This window comes from Variovorax sp. W2I14 (assembly GCF_050435205.1).
GTDB lineage: Bacteria > Pseudomonadota > Gammaproteobacteria > Burkholderiales > Burkholderiaceae_C > Variovorax > Variovorax paradoxus_C.
Window position 1 is genome coordinate 612,224 of record NZ_JBNDJX010000001.1, and the last position, 15,774, is coordinate 627,997.

The 15,774-nt window shown below is 68.0% G+C and carries 17 protein-coding genes and 1 pseudogene; 4 read left to right on the top strand and 14 right to left on the bottom strand.

Going from position 1 to position 15,774, the window contains the following annotated elements; all coding sequences use genetic code 11:
- The first annotated feature begins 48 nt into the window (after positions 1-48).
- On the top strand, positions 49-1,794 hold the full coding sequence (locus tag QF040_RS02930; RefSeq protein WP_429609767.1) for a dipeptidase: 1,746 nt from the start codon (positions 49-51) through the stop codon (positions 1,792-1,794).
- Here the strand turns inward: QF040_RS02930 and QF040_RS02935 are convergent.
- From QF040_RS02935 to QF040_RS02970, 8 genes are all read right to left on the bottom strand, one after another.
- Positions 1,748-2,269, bottom strand: a complete 522-nt coding sequence (locus QF040_RS02935) for a MerR family DNA-binding protein (protein WP_429609768.1) — start codon at positions 2,267-2,269, stop codon at positions 1,748-1,750. The two genes, QF040_RS02930 and QF040_RS02935, sit on opposite strands and share 47 nt — an antisense overlap.
- Before the next feature lie 119 nt (positions 2,270-2,388).
- Positions 2,389-2,706 carry a chaperone modulator CbpM gene (locus QF040_RS02940; RefSeq protein ID WP_429609769.1) on the bottom strand — a complete coding sequence of 106 codons (318 nt, stop codon included), beginning with the start codon at positions 2,704-2,706 and terminating at the stop codon, positions 2,389-2,391.
- Positions 2,707-2,708: 2 nt separating this feature from the next.
- Positions 2,709-3,671: a DnaJ C-terminal domain-containing protein gene (locus QF040_RS02945; RefSeq protein WP_429609770.1), complete on the bottom strand. Its 963-nt coding sequence runs from the start codon at positions 3,669-3,671 to the stop codon at positions 2,709-2,711.
- A 52-nt stretch (positions 3,672-3,723) separates the two neighbouring features.
- A complete protein-coding gene (locus QF040_RS02950) occupies positions 3,724-4,371 on the bottom strand; it encodes a histidine phosphatase family protein (RefSeq protein ID WP_429609771.1) in 648 nt (215 codons plus the stop codon).
- Between the two features lie 21 nt (positions 4,372-4,392).
- On the bottom strand, positions 4,393-4,974 hold the full coding sequence (locus QF040_RS02955; RefSeq protein ID WP_429609772.1) for a glutathione S-transferase family protein: 582 nt from the start codon (positions 4,972-4,974) through the stop codon (positions 4,393-4,395).
- A gap of 26 nt (positions 4,975-5,000) precedes the next feature.
- Positions 5,001-5,639, bottom strand: coding sequence for a CDP-alcohol phosphatidyltransferase family protein (locus QF040_RS02960; RefSeq protein WP_307642770.1), 639 nt, complete (start codon positions 5,637-5,639; stop codon positions 5,001-5,003).
- Positions 5,640-5,742: 103 nt separating this feature from the next.
- The gene (locus QF040_RS02965; protein WP_429609773.1) at positions 5,743-6,675 is read right to left on the bottom strand and encodes an alpha/beta fold hydrolase; all 933 of its coding nucleotides are present in this window, start codon (positions 6,673-6,675) and stop codon (positions 5,743-5,745) included.
- A complete protein-coding gene (locus tag QF040_RS02970) occupies positions 6,668-7,408 on the bottom strand; it encodes a glutamine amidotransferase (protein ID WP_429609774.1) in 741 nt (246 codons plus the stop codon). Before QF040_RS02970 ends, QF040_RS02965 begins: the two co-directional genes overlap by 8 nt.
- A gap of 162 nt (positions 7,409-7,570) precedes the next feature.
- On the opposite strand from QF040_RS02970, the gene QF040_RS02975 reads away from it, so the two are divergent.
- On the top strand, positions 7,571-7,804 hold the full coding sequence (locus QF040_RS02975; protein ID WP_429609775.1) for a DUF3606 domain-containing protein: 234 nt from the start codon (positions 7,571-7,573) through the stop codon (positions 7,802-7,804).
- Positions 7,805-7,818: 14 nt separating this feature from the next.
- Here QF040_RS02975 and QF040_RS02980 read toward each other — a convergent pair whose 3' ends face one another.
- Both QF040_RS02980 and QF040_RS02985 read right to left on the bottom strand, forming a co-directional pair.
- Positions 7,819-8,355, bottom strand: a complete 537-nt coding sequence (locus tag QF040_RS02980; RefSeq protein ID WP_429609776.1) for an SRPBCC family protein — start codon at positions 8,353-8,355, stop codon at positions 7,819-7,821.
- Between the two features lie 33 nt (positions 8,356-8,388).
- A complete protein-coding gene (locus tag QF040_RS02985; RefSeq protein ID WP_013540849.1) occupies positions 8,389-8,727 on the bottom strand; it encodes an ArsR/SmtB family transcription factor in 339 nt (112 codons plus the stop codon).
- A 169-nt stretch (positions 8,728-8,896) separates the two neighbouring features.
- On the opposite strand from QF040_RS02985, the gene bla reads away from it, so the two are divergent.
- On the top strand, positions 8,897-9,781 hold the full coding sequence (gene bla / locus QF040_RS02990; RefSeq protein ID WP_429609777.1) for a class A beta-lactamase: 885 nt from the start codon (positions 8,897-8,899) through the stop codon (positions 9,779-9,781).
- 12 nt (positions 9,782-9,793) lie between these two features.
- Here the strand turns inward: bla and trhA are convergent, their stop codons facing one another.
- From trhA to QF040_RS03005, 3 genes and pseudogenes are all read right to left on the bottom strand, one after another.
- Positions 9,794-10,426: a PAQR family membrane homeostasis protein TrhA gene (trhA, locus tag QF040_RS02995; RefSeq protein ID WP_429609778.1), complete on the bottom strand. Its 633-nt coding sequence runs from the start codon at positions 10,424-10,426 to the stop codon at positions 9,794-9,796.
- 28 nt (positions 10,427-10,454) lie between these two features.
- On the bottom strand, positions 10,455-11,897 hold the full coding sequence (locus QF040_RS03000) for a glycerophosphodiester phosphodiesterase family protein (RefSeq protein ID WP_429609779.1): 1,443 nt from the start codon (positions 11,895-11,897) through the stop codon (positions 10,455-10,457).
- A gap of 89 nt (positions 11,898-11,986) precedes the next feature.
- Positions 11,987-13,323: pseudogene (locus QF040_RS03005) on the bottom strand (PLP-dependent aminotransferase family protein).
- 61 nt (positions 13,324-13,384) lie between these two features.
- On the opposite strand from QF040_RS03005, the gene QF040_RS03010 reads away from it, so the two are divergent.
- Positions 13,385-13,999: a DJ-1/PfpI family protein gene (locus tag QF040_RS03010; RefSeq protein WP_429609780.1), complete on the top strand. Its 615-nt coding sequence runs from the start codon at positions 13,385-13,387 to the stop codon at positions 13,997-13,999.
- Here the strand turns inward: QF040_RS03010 and QF040_RS03015 are convergent.
- On the bottom strand, positions 13,996-15,750 hold the full coding sequence (locus QF040_RS03015; RefSeq protein ID WP_429609781.1) for an IlvD/Edd family dehydratase: 1,755 nt from the start codon (positions 15,748-15,750) through the stop codon (positions 13,996-13,998). The two genes, QF040_RS03010 and QF040_RS03015, sit on opposite strands and share 4 nt — an antisense overlap.
- Positions 15,751-15,774: the final 24 nt, after the last annotated feature.

The window sequence follows — 15,774 nt, forward strand, 5'->3', positions numbered from 1 at the left end:
CGGGTTATCGTCGAAGGCTCCATTTTTCGTGAACAGGGAGTCACCTTCATGCAGCAATTTCGCGTCTCGTTGTCGGTCCTTACCATGGGCTTGATGGCAGCAGGCCTCACCGCACCGGCCTTTGCAGAAACGCTCAAGAAACCCGCGCTCGACCAGTTGGCCGCGGCGTGGCAAGGCGGCAAGACCGCATCCAGTTTCAACGCTTTCCTCAGCCAGGCCGAGAAGGCCAATCCCGCGTTGAAACCCGCCGTGGCCGCCTACCGCAAGAAGGCGACGCTGACCGGCGACGACCTCACCAACATCGGGCGCCTGCTCGGCCTCTACAATCGCCTGCAGAACCAGAAGGCGGTGATCGCGAGCCTCGGCGCCATGGTCGCGCTGCCGACTGCGCGCAATGTGCAGATTCCCCCGCACGAGAACCCCGCCATCATCGATTTCGGCAAGCTGGTCGAGAAGACGGCGAAGAGCTTCGGGCTCGCATATCGCAACGTCGACAACCGCATCTTCGAAGTCAGCCTGAAGGGCAAGGGCACCGAAGAGTTCGGCATCCTCACGCATTCGGACGTGGTGCCCGCGGTGCTCTCCGAGTGGGTGCTCGACGACGGCACCAAGCTCGATCCCTTCACTATGCAGCGCGTGGGCGATCGCCTCTACGGCCGCGGCACCATCGACGACAAGGGCTCGATCGCGGCCGTGCTCTACGCCATGAAGACGGTGAAGGAAAGCGGCATCCCGATCCAGCGCACCATGCGCCTGATGATCGAGACCACCGAGGAAACCGGCGGCGATGCGATGGAGTACTACCGCGGCAAGACCCAGCTGCCCGAATACAACATCGTGCTCGACAGCGGCTACCCGGCCGTCGTGGCCGAGAAGGGCGCGGGCTCGCTGAGCGTGTTCTTCCCCGCTGAAAAAACCGATGGCACCGTCACCGCGATCACCGACATGGGCGCGGCTGCCGCGGTCAATGCGATCTCGCAGACGGCCACGGCTACGCTCAAGGGCGGCGATCTTGCGTCCGTTCAAGCCAAGCTCGAAGCAGCGAAGGCGGCCTTCCTGCAGAAGTACGAACCGCAAGGCAAGTTCGCGATCGCGGTCACGCGGAAGAGCGACAACGGCGACAGCATCGACATCAAGGTCACCGGCACCTCGGCCCACGGCTCGGAGCCCCAGAACGGCGTGAACCCGCTGCCGCGCCTGGGCCTGTTCCTGCAGGAGTCGGGCGTTGCGCTGGCCGACAACCAGTTTCTGAAGGCGATCAAGTACATCGACGATCTCTACGGCACCGGCTACCTCGGCGAGAAGATGGGCGTGGGCTACAAGGACGACTTCATGGGCCCGCTGACGTTCTCGCCCAACCTGATTCGCACCGGCGCCGATGGCCGCGTGGTCATGGCCGTCAACACGCGCATGCCGCGCGGCCGCACGCCCGAGGAACTGAAGGCACAGGTGGAAGCCAAGATCAACGAATGGGCCGCGTCCAACAAGGCCAAGGTCGAGATCAAGTACGACCAGGGCAACTGGATGGCGCGCGATCCGTCGGGCCGCTGGCTCGCGACGCTGCTCGACATCTACGGCGACACCACCGGCCTCGAAGCCAAGCCCGTTTCCGCGGCCGGCGCCACCACGGCCAAGCAGATGCCCAACGCGATCAGCTTCGGCCCCGGCATGCCCGGCAAGAAGTACACGGGACACAACGCCAAGGAATACAAGGAAGTGCCCGACCTCAACGCCGACCTGCAGATGTTCACCGAGATGCTGGTGCGCATCGGCAACCTGCAGCAGATGCAGTAACCCGCGGCGGCTTCTTCGCCTCGCCGTGCCACTGCGAGGCGAAGCCCTTGAGCTCCAGCAGCTCGTCGAGGATGGGGCAGGCCGGCTGGTGATCGCCCCGGCACAGGTTCGCGAGGCGTTCGAGCACGCGCTTCGTCGCCTCGAGCTCCTCGATGCGCGATGCCAGCGCCTCGGCCTGGCTCAGCGCCAGGTGCTTGACCTCGGCGCTCGTGCGGTGCTCGTTCCGCCAGAGGGCCAGCAGCGCGGCGATTTCGTTCATGCCGAAGCCCAGTGCGAGCGCCCGGCGCGCGAAGCGCAGCACGCTGATGTGCTCTGACGTGTACCGGAGAGTGGTTGCGCCGGTGTGGGCTGCGCCATCGATCAGGCCGCGCGCTTCGCATTGATGCAGCAGCCGTTCCGAGACGCCGGCGTGGGCCAGCGCCGCTTCGATGTCGAAATGCCGCTCGGCTTCCGGCGTGTTGTCGCAAGGGTTCATGCAGCCTCCTGTTGAAGAGGCCCGAAGTCTTCGGCTTGGCATGGTGTCAAGGTCAAGCCTGCGGGCTGTTTTCCCTTGGAGGCGTGAGGGCCATGCGCCGCGCAGGGCGGCCTGTCGGCCTATCGCAGCCCGTGTGCCTGCAGCGCGGCCTTGAGCCGCCGCACTTCGTGCTGCAGATCGAGGATCAGCGCGGCCGCATCGAGGCCCACGCCGAAGTCGCGCTCCAGCCGGCGCGCCTCGAGCGCGCATTGCAGGTCGGTGCTGGAGAACTGCCAGCGCTCGGGCGGCGCGTCGACGGTGGTGACCTGCACGATGCCGACCTCGACCAGTTGCACCACCCAGGCGGCATCGACGCCCACGGCATGGGCCAGTTCGTTCAGCGCGAGCGGTTGCGAGGCGCTGATGGCGGTTGCGGTTGTGATGGAAACAGTCGCCATGCTCAGACTCCCAGGTGCTGGCGCGGGTTGAACGAAGAGGCCGCCTCCGCGAGCTGCTTGTAGGCCGCGCGCGCGGCGTCGCTGTCGGCGGGCGGCAGCGCGATCTCGATCAGCAGGTACAGGTCGCCGGGCGTCTTGCCCTTCAAGCCGCGGCCCTTCAGGCGCAGCTTCATGCCGCCGCGCGCATTGCGCGGCACCGTGACCTCGACCACGCCACCGCCCGGTGTCGGCACCTCGACCTGCGCGCCCAGCGCGGCCTCGGTGGGCGTGACGGGCAGCGTCATGTAGATGTCGCGCTCCTCCACGCGGTAGAGCTTGTGCGGCGCGATGCGCACTTCGAGGTAGAGGTTGCCGGCCGCTTCGCCGCCGTGGCCAGGCATGCCTTGCCCGGCGAGGCGGATGAACTGGCCGGGGTGCACGCCCGGCGGAATCTTCACGCTCAGCGTGCGGTTCTCCCACTGCGGGTGGCCTTGCGCATCGATGGTCTGTGCTCGCAGCGTGATCTCGCGCTCGGCGCCGTTGAGCGCGTCTTCCAGCGCGATCTCGATGGCCGCGTGGTGGTCTTCGCCGCGCGCGCGGTAGTTCTGTCGCGCGGCGCCGCGGCGCTCGGCCTCGCCGAACAGCGACGAGAAGAAATCGCTGAAGTCCGCATGGTCGGCCGGACCCTGGCGCGGGCCGCGGTGGAACTCGAAGCCCGAGTCCCAGCCCGGCGGCGGCTGGAAGTCGCCCTCGGGGCTGCCGCCGCGCGCGACGCGGTCGGCCAGCGCGTCGTAGGCGGCACGCTTTTCCTTGTCGCCCAGCACGTCCTTGGCCTCATTGATGTCGCGCATGCGCTTCTCGGCGTCGGGCTCCTTGCTGACGTCGGGGTGGTACTTGCGGGCGAGCCTGCGGTAGGCCTTGCGCACCTCGTCGTCCGACGCGGTGCGCTCGATGCCCAGTGCGCTGTAGTAGTCCTTGAATTCCATGGTGGTGATGGTTTCGATGGACGGCGTGGCGGGCGGCCGGTGCCTGTGGGTTTCAGGCCAGCGCGGACGACGCGCCGTCGACGTGCCGCAGCAGCGGCGTTATGGCCCATGTGGGGCCGCTGCGCGAAAAACGCAATGGCTGCGCGTTGCCGAGCACGGTGGCGTCGATCGGCACGCCGAGCAGCGCGGCCAGTGCGTACAGCGTGCCGCCGTGCGCGACCACCAGCACGGGCGCGGGTTGCTTCAGGGCCGCGTCGAGCGCGGCGCGTTTGCGGGCGACGAACTGGGTGAGCGTCTCGCCGCCTTCGGGTTCGCAGGCCCAGTCGATGTTGGCCGACGAGGTGCCGATCAGCGCGCCGAAATTGCGTTCGCGCAACTCGGCCTGTGCGGTCGGCGTGAGCCGCAGGGCCGACGCGACCGTGTGCGCGGTGTCGAAGGCGCGCCGCGCATCGCTGCAGACGATGGTGCGGATCGGCTCGCCCGCCAGCAGCTCGGCCGCATGCGCCGCCTGCTGCAGGCCGAGCTCGCTCAATGGCTCGTCGACCGCCTGGAAGATGCGCAGCGCATTGCGCCCGGTCTGGCCGTGGCGCAGGAAGTAGAAGTGATCGCAATCGGGCGCGAGCGGCTGGGTGGCGGCGATTCGCACCAGGGCATCGAGGCCGCCGGCGGCGGTGTGGGGGGAGGGCGTGGGTTGTGACATGCGGTGGATGTTCATCGGATTTCAGCCGAACTTCATGCCCTTGGGGCGCGCCTGCAGGCGGTCGATGTAGGCGTCCAGCTTCGGCCGGTTCAGCTTGCCGCCGAAGGCGCGGTGCCAGATGAGGCACGAACCGATCATCACGTCCGCCGCGGTGAACTGCGCGCCGAAGAGATACGGGCCGTCGCCGAGTTCGCGTTCGACCGCATTCTTGGCTTCTTCGAAATTCGTCCAGCCGCGCGCGCTGTTGTTGCTGTGGATCTTCATCAGGCTGTCGCCCATGGCGGGTTCGAACTGCGCGGTCGAATAGACCATCAACGAGAGGTAGCGGCCACGCTCGGCCGTGCCGATGGAAGGCGCGAGCCGCTTGCCGGGAAACTTCTCGGCGATGTACATGCAGATGGCCGCGTTCTCGAAGATGCGCGTGCGGCCGTCGACCAGCGCGGGCAGCTTGCCGGACGGATTGATCTTCAGGTACCCGGGGCGCTTGTGCGCCTTGTCCTTGATGAGCGTGGTCACGATCTCGTAGTCGACCCCGGCCTCGTCGAGCATCCACTTGGCGACTTGCGAACGGCTTTGCGGGTCGAAATACAGCTGCATGGTCATGGACGTTCTCCTTCGGCTCGACGGAATCAGAACTTGGGAATGCGCAGCGTCTTGCTGATCATCAGCGTGCCCGAGAGCCCGAACAGCAGCGCGAGCGGATGCAGCAGCCACGGGCCGATGGCCCAGGCGCCGCCCCAGACGGCACTGCCGATGTGGCCCTGCGACGCCACATACGCCAGCACGCCCACCAGCACCACGCTGGTCGGGATCGGCGTGCCCTCGAAATACTTCACCTTGTCCGCGCCTTCGGACAGCGCCTCGGCCGTGACGTTGTAGCGCGCGAGCCGGCTCACGCCGCAGCACACGAAATAGATGAGGAGGATGCAGTCCCACCCGCCGTTCAGGCCCGCCGCGAAGCCCAAGGCGGCGGGCGCGACGCCGAACGAGATCACGTCGGCCAGCGAGTCGAGTTCGCGGCCGAGTGCTGAATGCGTCTGACGCCAGCGCGCGATGCGGCCGTCGAACACGTCGAAGATGAACGCAGCCGGCGCAAGCGCGGCCGCCCAGTAGAACTGCGCGAGCGACTGGCTCGCCATATAGGCCATCGCCAGGAACACCGCGCCGACGCCGCAGGCCGCATTGCCGAGCGTGAACACGTCGGCCAGGTGGAAGCCGCGGATCATCGAGAAATGCTTGCGGGCCGGGGCGGGAGAAGGTGTGGTCATGGAGGGGCTGAAAAGAACGCCGGAGGACGGGTGAGCCGCACCTTAACCGAAGCGCGCGGCGCACTTTGTAGTCGCGCTCCGACGCCGTGTCCCGTCTGAAAGCCTAGGCGGATGGCGTCGCCTGGGTGTTCAGAAAAAAGTGCGCAAGCGTCCCGGCCGTCCGCCCCGGTGCTTCTTCAGGAAAGAAATGCCCGCCCTCGACCGGGCCGCCGCGGACGTCGTCGGCCCAGCGGCGCCAGAGGGCAAGCGGGCCGCCCTCGTCGGCGTACCAGGTGTCCAGCGCGCCGCCGGCCGCCCACAGCGCGAGCACCGGGCAGGCGATGCGGCGGCCGCTGTCCTCGTCGGCCTGGTCGTGCTGCCGGTCGAGCGTCGCGGCGGCCCGGTATTCCTCGCAGATCGCGTGCGCATGGCGCGGCTCGCGCAGGGCGTCGGCGTAGGCCTTGCGCACGTCCTCGGGAAAGACGCTGGCCGGAGAACCCCAGCCGCCGAGCGCCTGGTCGATCACGGCCTCGGGTGCGGCTGCGAGCAGGCGCTCCGGAAACGGGGCGTCCTGCGCCAGCAGCGTCCAGGGCCAGTAGCCGAGGGCGAACCTTTCGTCGATCCGGTCCCAGACCGTCTTCGTCGGGAGGATGTCGAGCAGGGCGAGCGCCGTGGCGTGCGCCGGGTGATCGAGCGCGAGTCGGTACGCCACGCGGCCGCCGCGGTCGTGGCCGGCCACCATGAACTGCGCAAACCCGAGCTTCTGCATCAGGCCCACGAGGTCCTTCGCCATGGCCCGCTTCGCGTAGGTCGAATGGTCGGGCGCGGGCTCCGGGCAGCCGCTGGCGCCGTAGCCCCGCAGGTCGGCGCAGACCACGGTGAAATCGCTTGCCAGAAGCGGCGCGACGTCGCGCCACATCAAATGGGTCTGCGGAAAGCCGTGCAGCAGCAGGAGCGGCGGGCCGGTGCCGGCCCAGCGCGTGAACAACATCGTTTCGCCGGTGTCGATCTCGGCCGAGGCGAACTGCGCGAAGGGCATGGCGGACGTGTCAGGCATGGCGATGCGCTTCGGCGATGCGCGCGAAGCGTCCGAGCAGCGCGGCGGCCGTGGGGGTTTCGGCCACGCGGTCGCGCAGCGCGGTGGGGTCGGTGCCGCGGGCCTTCAGATCGTCGGCCAGCATGTCGACGTAGCCGCGCATCGTCTCGGCGTCGAACTCGGGGTGGAACTGCACGCCCCAGGCATTCGTGCCGACGCGGAACGCCTGCACCGGCTCGTGCGCGTTGCCGGCCAGCCGCACGGCGCCTTCGGGCAGGCGCAGCGCGCTCTGCAGGTGCACCACATGCGCCGGGAATTCGGCCGGCAAGCCCTGCAGCAGCGGATCGGTGGCGGCGGCTTCGTCGAGCGTGACGGTCACAGTGCCGATCTCGATGCCCTGCGGATGGTCGCCCGCCTCGCCGCCGAGCGCGTGCGCGAGCAATTGGTGGCCGTAGCAGATGCCGAGCACGGGCGTGCCGTGCGCCACGACTTGCGCGAGCCATTCGGCGGTGCGCTCGCTCCAGGGCTCGCGGTGCGACACCATGGCATGCGAGCCGGTGATCACCACGCCCGACACCGCGCCGGGTTCAGGCAGCGTGTCCCCGCGGCGCGGATCGATCACGAGGAGGGGAAGGGTCTGCGAATCGAGGCCATCGGCGATCCAGTGCTCGAAGTCGCCGCGGCGTTCGCGCAGCCTTGCATGGGTGTCGCCGAGCTTGACGATGACGAGCGGGTGAGGGCAGTGGTTGTCCATGGCCGGGATGATGCCGCAGCCCGGCCCGCGAGCGCTACCGCCTGCAACGATGGACTGGACCTTGTCCGACCCGCCGATGCGCGCTGTGCCCGCGTGTGTGCGCCGCGGTTGGCCAAAAAACTGGGCTCGGCCTGTTTCATTCAAGTTCAACCAAGGAGACCCATGGCAAACAACCCGACCACGACCACCCAAGGCAACGACGCGTCCGCGGCGACGCCCCGTATCGACCGCGGCGACGCGGGCCAGGTCGCCCGCTGGACCCGCGAATTCGACGTGACCGAAGCGCAACTGGCCGAAGCGATCGCAGCCGTCGGCGACAAGGCCGCCGACGTGGAGCTGTACCTCAAGGGCAGCCGAAGCGCCACGAACGCGGACAAGGTCGACGACGCGAGTTGACGCGGTGCCCGGCTTCAGCGCACGTGCGCTTCGTAGGCCGCCTCCAGTTCGGAGAGATTCGTCCAGAACCCCTGCGGCTTGCGCTCGTGCAGCACGTCGTCGAGCACCTCCAGGTGCGCATGCCAGCCGCTCGCGACGCTCACCGTTTCCTTGCGGTCCGGCAGGCGACGGTGCGTGAGCACGAGCTGCGTGCCGTCGCCCTTCGGCGAGAGTTCGAAGGTGACTTCGGAGGCGGTGACGCTCTCGCTGCCCCAAGTGATCGTCAGGAGTTTGGGCGGCTCGATGCGCACCACGCGCGATTTCTGGATGTGCGTCTTGCGATAAGCCGCGTAGTGCTCGGGCGCTTCTTCGCCCGAGAGTTCGGTGTGCTGGAAGCGCAGTTCGAAGACACCGCCCGGCGCTGCGGCCATGGAGCCGCCGGCCAGCCAGGTTCTGCGCTTCTCGGGGTCGACGAGGTAGGCCCACACGCGCTCGACGGGCGCGGGCAGGATGCGCTCCACGCGCAGGGTGGCGGGGGCTGTCTGTGTACCGAGGCTGTGCTTGAGAGTCATGGGATCTGTGCTCCTTGAGGGTTCGTTCGCTTGCTACTTGCCGGATGTGTCGCGCCGCAGCTCCTCCGCCAGCGCGTCGAGATGGGTGTTCCAGAAGCCTTCGTAGTGGCGCAGCCACGCGTCGGCCGTCGCCAGCGCCGCCGGTTCGAGCCGACAGACATGCGCCCGGCCGAGCACGGTGCGCGAGACCAGGCCCGCGCGCTCCAGTGTCTTCACGTGTTTGGAGGCCCCCGCGAAAGACATGTGGAACGGCGCGCCGAGTTCGCCCACGCTGCAGTCGCCTTGAGCCAGCAACTGCAGCATGGTGCGGCGCGTGCCGTCGGCGAGGGCGTGGAATACGGCGTCGAGCCGTTCGTCATCTAGTTCAACCATGAAGTTGAATATAGATGGATTCGCCAAATCATTCAACCACTAAGTTAAATATGGATATCGGGCCGTTACACCCGATACACGCGAGACGCGAATGAGCGGCGGCGCCCTTGGGTTCACACGATTGCGCTCCTACGATGAAAGCTCGTTCCAATCACTCACCAGACAACCCATGAATCCTCTCGTACATCGTCGCACCCTCCTGCTCGCCGCTTCCGTCCTCCCGCTTGCGAGCGCCTGCACCGCGTGGTCCGCCAAGGGAGCGCAGCAGGATGCGTTCGCGCAACTTGCCGCGCTCGAAAGCGCATCGGGCGGCCGGCTCGGCGTCGTCGGCTTCAACACCGCCACAGGGGCGCGCGTGCAGCACCGCGCGGACGAGCGCTTTCCGCTCTGCAGCACCTTCAAGCTCGTGCTGGCCGCTGCCGCTCTCGGGCGCAGCGCGAAGGAGAGCGGCTTTCTTACCCGGCGCGTCAACTACACCAAGGGAGATCTGGTCACTTACTCGCCCATCACCGAAAAGAACGTCGCAACCGGCATGACGGTGGCCGAGCTGTGTGCCGCCACGGTTCAGTACAGCGACAACGGCGCAGCCAACCTGCTGATGAAGATGCTGGGTGGTCCGGTTGCGGTAACAACCTTCGCGCGTTCTGCCGGTGACGATGTCTTCAGCCTCGAGCGCTGGGAGACCGAACTCAACACCGCCATCCCGGGCGACCTGCGCGACACCACCACGCCCGCAGCCATGGCGGCCAGCGTCGAGCGGCTTGTGCTGGGCAACGCACTCGGCGCAGCGCAGCGCGAGCAACTCAAGAGCTGGCTGCTGGGCAACACCACCAGCACCGAACGCTTCCTGGCTGGCGTGCCGGCGGGCTGGAAGGTGGGCGACAAGACAGGTTCGGGCTCCTACGGCACGACGAACGACGTCGGCGTGCTGTGGCCGCCGGCCGGTGCGCCGTTGGTGCTGGCGGTGTATCTGACGTTTCCGGAGAAGGATGCGAAGGGACGCAACGATGTCGTGGCATCGGCGACAAGAATTGCGGTGGGGGCGTTGGCCTGACCCACCCAGCCGCTACAGCACGAACCACCCGACCGCCACATAGTGGCTCGCCGTCCCCGCCAGCACGAACAGGTGCCACGCCCCGTGCGCATGCCGCAGCCCGAAGCTGTTGCGATAGAACACGGTGCCGGCGGTGTACAGCACGCCGCCGATCAGCAGCCACGCGAGCCCGCCGCCTTCGAGGCGTGCCGCCAGCGGCACGGCCGCGAGCACGCCGAGCCAGCCCATGCCGATGTACAGCGCGAGCGGCGGCTTCTGCGGCGCATCGGCATCGCTGTGTTTGGGTGGTCGCAGCTCGCGCCAGATGCCGTAGAGCGCAGCCCCCCAGATCGTCGCAAGCAGCAGCCAGCCCCAGAAGCCCTGCAGCGTGACGAGCGCGAAGGGCGTGTACGTGCCCGCGATCAGCAGGTAGATGGCGCAGTGATCGGCCCGCTCCCACACGCGCTTCAAGCGACCGCGCGTGCTGTGGAACAGCGTCGAGGCCGCATACAGCGCCACGGCCGAAAGCGAAAAGACCAGCGCCCCCACGATGCGCGCGGGGTCGCCGGTCGGCACGGTCTTGGCCAGCAGCAGCGCGGCCGCGGGCAGTGCGAGCACCAGGCCCAGCAGGTGGCTGTATCCGTTGAGTCGTTCGCCGTGATACATGCGTGCCGCCTGCCGTCCGGCCCCGGCCTCAGCGGCCGGTTTCCTTCAGATAGGCCTGGCGTGCCGCGAACGCCGTGTTGGCGAAGTCCGAGAACACGCCGTCGATGCCCGCGCGGAAATACGCGAGGTACTCGGCCACCGGGTCGCCCTTGTAGACGCCTGCGAGGTACTTGGCCTCGTTGCGGAAGGTGTAGCTGTGAACGAAAAGGCCGGCCTTGTGGGCGTCCGCGATCAGGCTCGTGGGCTTGATGGTGTTCACATCGGCCAGGCCCTTGCCTGCGACGAAAGGCACGATGGTGTGCGCCATGACTTGCGGCTTCCAGGGGCCGATGCCATCGGCGTAGGTCTTCACCTCGGCAAGGCCTGCGGGCGTGAGCATTTCGCCGAACCACTTCGGATTGCCCGCCAGCGTCCAGCTGTAGGGCCGGCCGTCGACGAAGGTGTAGACGTCGTTGGTGACGTAGATCATCTCGCCGGTCTTGAAGTCGATCGCGTTGCCGTCGACGAGCTGTACCGCACGGGCTTTCAGGCCAGCGGAGCGCAGGTACTTCAGGCTCTCGGGCTCGAAGCTCTGCACGAAGATCGGCGCGTCCTTGCTGTTGAGGCCGTTGAAGTTCATGGCCTTGAGCAGTGCGTCCTCGAGCGGGTGGCTGCCGGCGGGGCCGCAGCCGTTGGCGATGGCCTGCGCGTTGTTCCAGATCGGGTTCTTGGTTTCCGGGTACACGGTGAGCGCGCGGCCGGTGGACTTCGACTTCGCCTTGGCGATGTCGATCACTTCCTGGAAGCTCAGGATCGGCAGCTTGCCGTTGAGCTCGGCGGGGCGCTGGTCGGCCGCGTCGTAGGTGGTGCCGCCAAGCCACTGCTTGAGCTCGGCCATGGTGAAGTCGGTGATCGACCAGTCGTTGGTGTGGTCCTCGCCGTCGACGATGAGCGACTTGAGCACGGACTTCGGATCCTTCGGATCGGTCAGGTCGCTCAGGTACTGCGGCGGGCCGTTCTCTGGCACGGGCGGGTACTTCACATCGACCAGCACGCCGGGCACGGTGCGCTTGCGGCCTGCCACGGTGGCGTTGGTCTTGGCAACTTCAGCGATGTTGGTGTTGTCGCTGAGCCAGGGGTTGTGGCGCGCGACGAGCACGCAGTCCTTGGTGAGGTGCAGGTCGGTTTCGAGCGAGTCGGCGCCGGCATCGGCCGCTGCTTCGTACGCCTTCTGCGTTTCCTCGGGGAACAGGCCCGGCAGGCCGCGGTGGCCGATGACCAGGGGCACGGAGCCGTCCAGCGTGCCCAGCGGCGAAGGCTGGGGCGCGGGTGCCGGAGCGGGTGCAGGTGCCGGCGCCGGGGGAATGATCGGGAACACCGGGCCGTTGTTGCCGCCGCCGCCGCCGCAGGCTGCGATGGCGAGACTGCCGCCGAGGGCCACGAGGGCTGCGCGCAGCGGGCGGGGAGCGGGCGCAGGAACGTTCTTTGTCATATTGGTTTTCGAGTGTTTTTGAAGAGACGAAAGCCCGCGGATGCTAGGTTTGGCCCGTGACGGCACGGTGACCACCAGAGGCCCGCGCCTCAGATGGTGTGCGCGTCGATCGTGCGCCTGACCTGCGCCAGCGCGTCGCGCAGCGTGTCCAGCCCGACCGATCCCAGCGCGAGGCGTATGGCATGCGGCACCTGCGCGGAGGTCGCGAAAGGCTCGGCCGTCGACACCGAGATCCCGTCGCGCATGAGTGCCTGGGCCACTTGATCGGCGCGCACCTCTTCCGCCAGCGACAGCCACACGAAATAGGACGACGGGTGGCGCACGCACCGCATGCCGGCGAAGACGTCGGCGGCAATCGCCTGCCGCGCCATCGCATCGCCGCGTTTCTCTCCGCCTCCAGGCGCGTGACGGTGCCGTCCTCGAGCCAGCCGCAGGCGATGGCCGTCATCACGCTGGGCGTGTTCCAAGTGGTGGCGCGAATCGCGCGCTCGATCGCGGGCACCCATTCAGCGGGCGCGGCGACGAAACCGACGCGCAGCCCGGTCGCGATGCTCTTGGAAATGCCCGAGACATAGACCGTCGATTCCGGTGCCAGCGCGGCCAGCGGCGCAGGCGCGTCTTCGGCGAGAAAGGCGTAGGCCGCGTCCTCGATGATGAGCAGCCCGTGCCGGCGGGCAATCGCCACCAGCTGCCGCCGCCGGCTCGCGCCCATCACCCAGCCGAGCGGGTTGTGCAGCGTCGGCATCGCATAAATGGCGCGGACCCGACGGCTCTTGCACAGCCGCTCCAGCGCGTCGAGATCGGGGCCGTGGCCGGCCGCGGGAATCGGCGCGAGCTCCAGGCGGTGCGCTTCGGCCAGCACCTTGAAGCCCGGGTAGGTGAGCGCGTCGGTCGCGACCACGTCGCCCGGTTGCAGCAGCGCCATGACGGTCGTTGCAAGGCCGTGCTGGGCGCCGCTCACGAGCATCACCTGCTCCGCATTCACGGAGAGGCCACGCGATGCGAGATGCCCGGCGACGATCGCGCGTTCATGCGGGCGCCCGCCGTGCGGCTGGTAGCGCAGCAGCGCTTCGAGGTCACCCGAGGCGGCGAGCTGGCGCAGGCCCGCGCGCAGCATCTCGGCCTGGCCTGGCAGCGACGGGTAGTTGAAGTTCAGGTCGACCACGCCCGAGGCCGTGGCGTGCTGGTCGATGCCAAGGCCCCGGGGCAGCAGGCTTTCGCGCACGAAGGTGCCGCGGCCGGTCTCGCCGCTGACGAGGCCCATCGCCTGCAGCTCGGCATAGACGCGGCTTGCGGTGACGAGCGCCAGACCTTTTTGCGCTGCGAGTTTGCGCAGTGTCGGCAGTCGCGTGCCGGGCGGCAGGCTGCCGTCGCGAATCTGCGCGGCGAGCGCATCGACCAACTGCTTGTAGCGGGCTTGAGGCATGCGGCAATGTATCCATGACAATTTTTTGATTGTATTGATCGACCTGCCTACGATGCGGCTCATGCACATCGCCATCCTCACCTTCGAAGGCTTCAACGAGCTTGATTCGCTCATCGCGCTCGGCATCCTCAACCGCATCAAGACGCCGGGCTGGCGCGTGTCGATCGCGAGCCCGAGCGCGCGCGTGCGTTCGATGAACGGCGTGGTGCTCGAAGCGCAGGCCTCGCTGCGCGAAGCCAGCGAGGCCGATGCGGTCATCGTTGGCAGCGGCATGCAGACGCGCGAGGTCGTCGCCGATGCGGGCTTGATGGCACAGCTGCAGCTCGACCCGTCGCGGCAACTGCTGGGCGCGCAGTGCTCCGGCGCGCTGGTGTTGGCGAAGCTCGGTCTGCTCGATGGCGTGCCGGCCTGCACGGACCTGACGACCAAGCCATGGGTCCAGGCCGCGGGCGTTACCGTGCTGAACCAGGCCTTCGTCGCCAACGGCAATGTGGCGACGGCCGGCGGTTGCCTCGCGTCGCAGTACCTCGCGGCCTGGGTCATCGCCCGGCTGGTGAGCATCGAGGAGGCCCGCAGCGCGATGCACTACGTCGCGCCCGTCGGAGAAAAAGAAGACTACGTCGAGCGCGCGATGCGCAACATCACGCCGTTCCTGGAGACCGCCCCCGCTGCCTAGCGCGGGACCTTGCCCACCGTGTTCGGCGCGCGCAGGAAGTCGAAGTCCACGCCCTTGTCTGCCTGCGTCACCGTCTGCAGGAAGAGCTTCTTGTAGCCCCGGTCGGCAGTCGGCTCGACCACCACCGTTTCCTTCGCGCGGCGCGCGAGCTCGTCATCGGACACCAGCAGCGAAATTTCGCGATTCGCCACACTGAGCCGGATGCGGTCGCCGCTCCGCACATAAGCCAGCGGCCCGCCAATGGCCGACTCGGGCGTGACGTGCAGCACGATGGTGCCGAAGGCCGTGCCGCTCATGCGACCGTCGGAGATGCGCACGATGTCCTTCACGCCGGCCCGCGCGAGCTTGCGCGGAATGGGGATGTAGCCGGCTTCGGGCATGCCGGGCGCGCCCTTGGGGCCGATGTTCTTGAGCACCAGCACGTCGTCGGCCGTCACATCGAGTTCGTCGCTGTCGATGCGCGTCACCAGGTCCTCGGCGTTCTCGAACACCACCGCGCGGCCTTCGTGTTCCATGAGCTTCGGGTCCGCAGCCGACTGCTTGATGATCGCGCCGCCCGGCGCGAGGTTGCCCCACAGCACCGCGATGCCGCCCTGCGGATAGATCGGCTGGCTCGCGGGCCGCACCACGTCCTGCTTGAAGCCCGGGCCGGCGCATTCGATTTCCTCGCCGAGCGTGCGGCCCGTGACCGTGAGCGCATCCAGATGCAGCAGCGGCTTCAGCTCGCGCAGCAGCGCCGCCATGCCGCCCGCGGCGTGGAAGTCTTCCATGTAGTGCTGGCCCGAAGGCTTCAGGTCGAGCAGCACCGGCGTCTCGCGGCCCATGCGGTCGAGGGCGTGCAGGTCGATGTCCAGGCCCATGCGCCCCGCGATGGCCGCGAGGTGCACGATGCCGTTGGTCGAGCCGCCGATGGCCAGCAGCACGCGCATCGCGTTTTCGAAGGCGGCGGGCGTCAGCACCTTGTCGATGGTGAGCCGGTCGCGCGCGATCTGCACCGCCTGCGCGCCGGTCTGTTCGGCGATGCGGATGCGGTCTGCGGTCACCGCCGGTGGCGACGCGCCGCCCGGCATCGTCATGCCCAGCGCCTCGGCGATGCAGGCCATGGTGCTGGCCGTGCCCATCACCGAGCAGGTGCCCACGCTGGCCACGAGCTGGTTGTTGACGTCGGCCGTTTCCTCGATGTCGATCTCGCCCGCGCGGTACTTGCCCCAGTAGCGGCGGCAGTCGGTGCAGGCGCCCACGCGCTCGCCGCGGTGGCTGCCGGTGAGCATCGAGCCGGTGATGAGTTGGATCGACGGCAGCCCCGCGGACGCCGCACCCATGAGCTGCGCGGGCACGGTCTTGTCGCAGCCGCCGATGAGCACCACGGCATCCATGGGCTGGGCGCGCACCATCTCCTCGGTGTCCATCGACATCAGGTTGCGCAGGTACATGCTGGTCGGCGCGGCAAAGCTCTCGTGCACCGAGATCGTCGGAAAGTCCATCGGCAATCCACCCGCGAGCATCACGCCGCGCTTGACCGCCTCGATCAGTTGCGGCGCATTGCCGTGGCACGGGTTGTAGGCGCTGCCGGTGTTGGCGATGCCGATCACGGGGCGGTCGAGCGCCGCGTCGGTGAAGCCCGCGCCCTTGATGAAGGCCTTGCGCAAGAAGAGCGAGAAGCCGCGGTCGCCGTAGCTGGTCAGGCCCTTGCGCATGCCTGCGTTGCTGTCGGGAGCGTTGTCGTCGGGTTCGAAAGGGGAGTCGGACATGGCGGGTTTTCTCGAGTTGCAGGT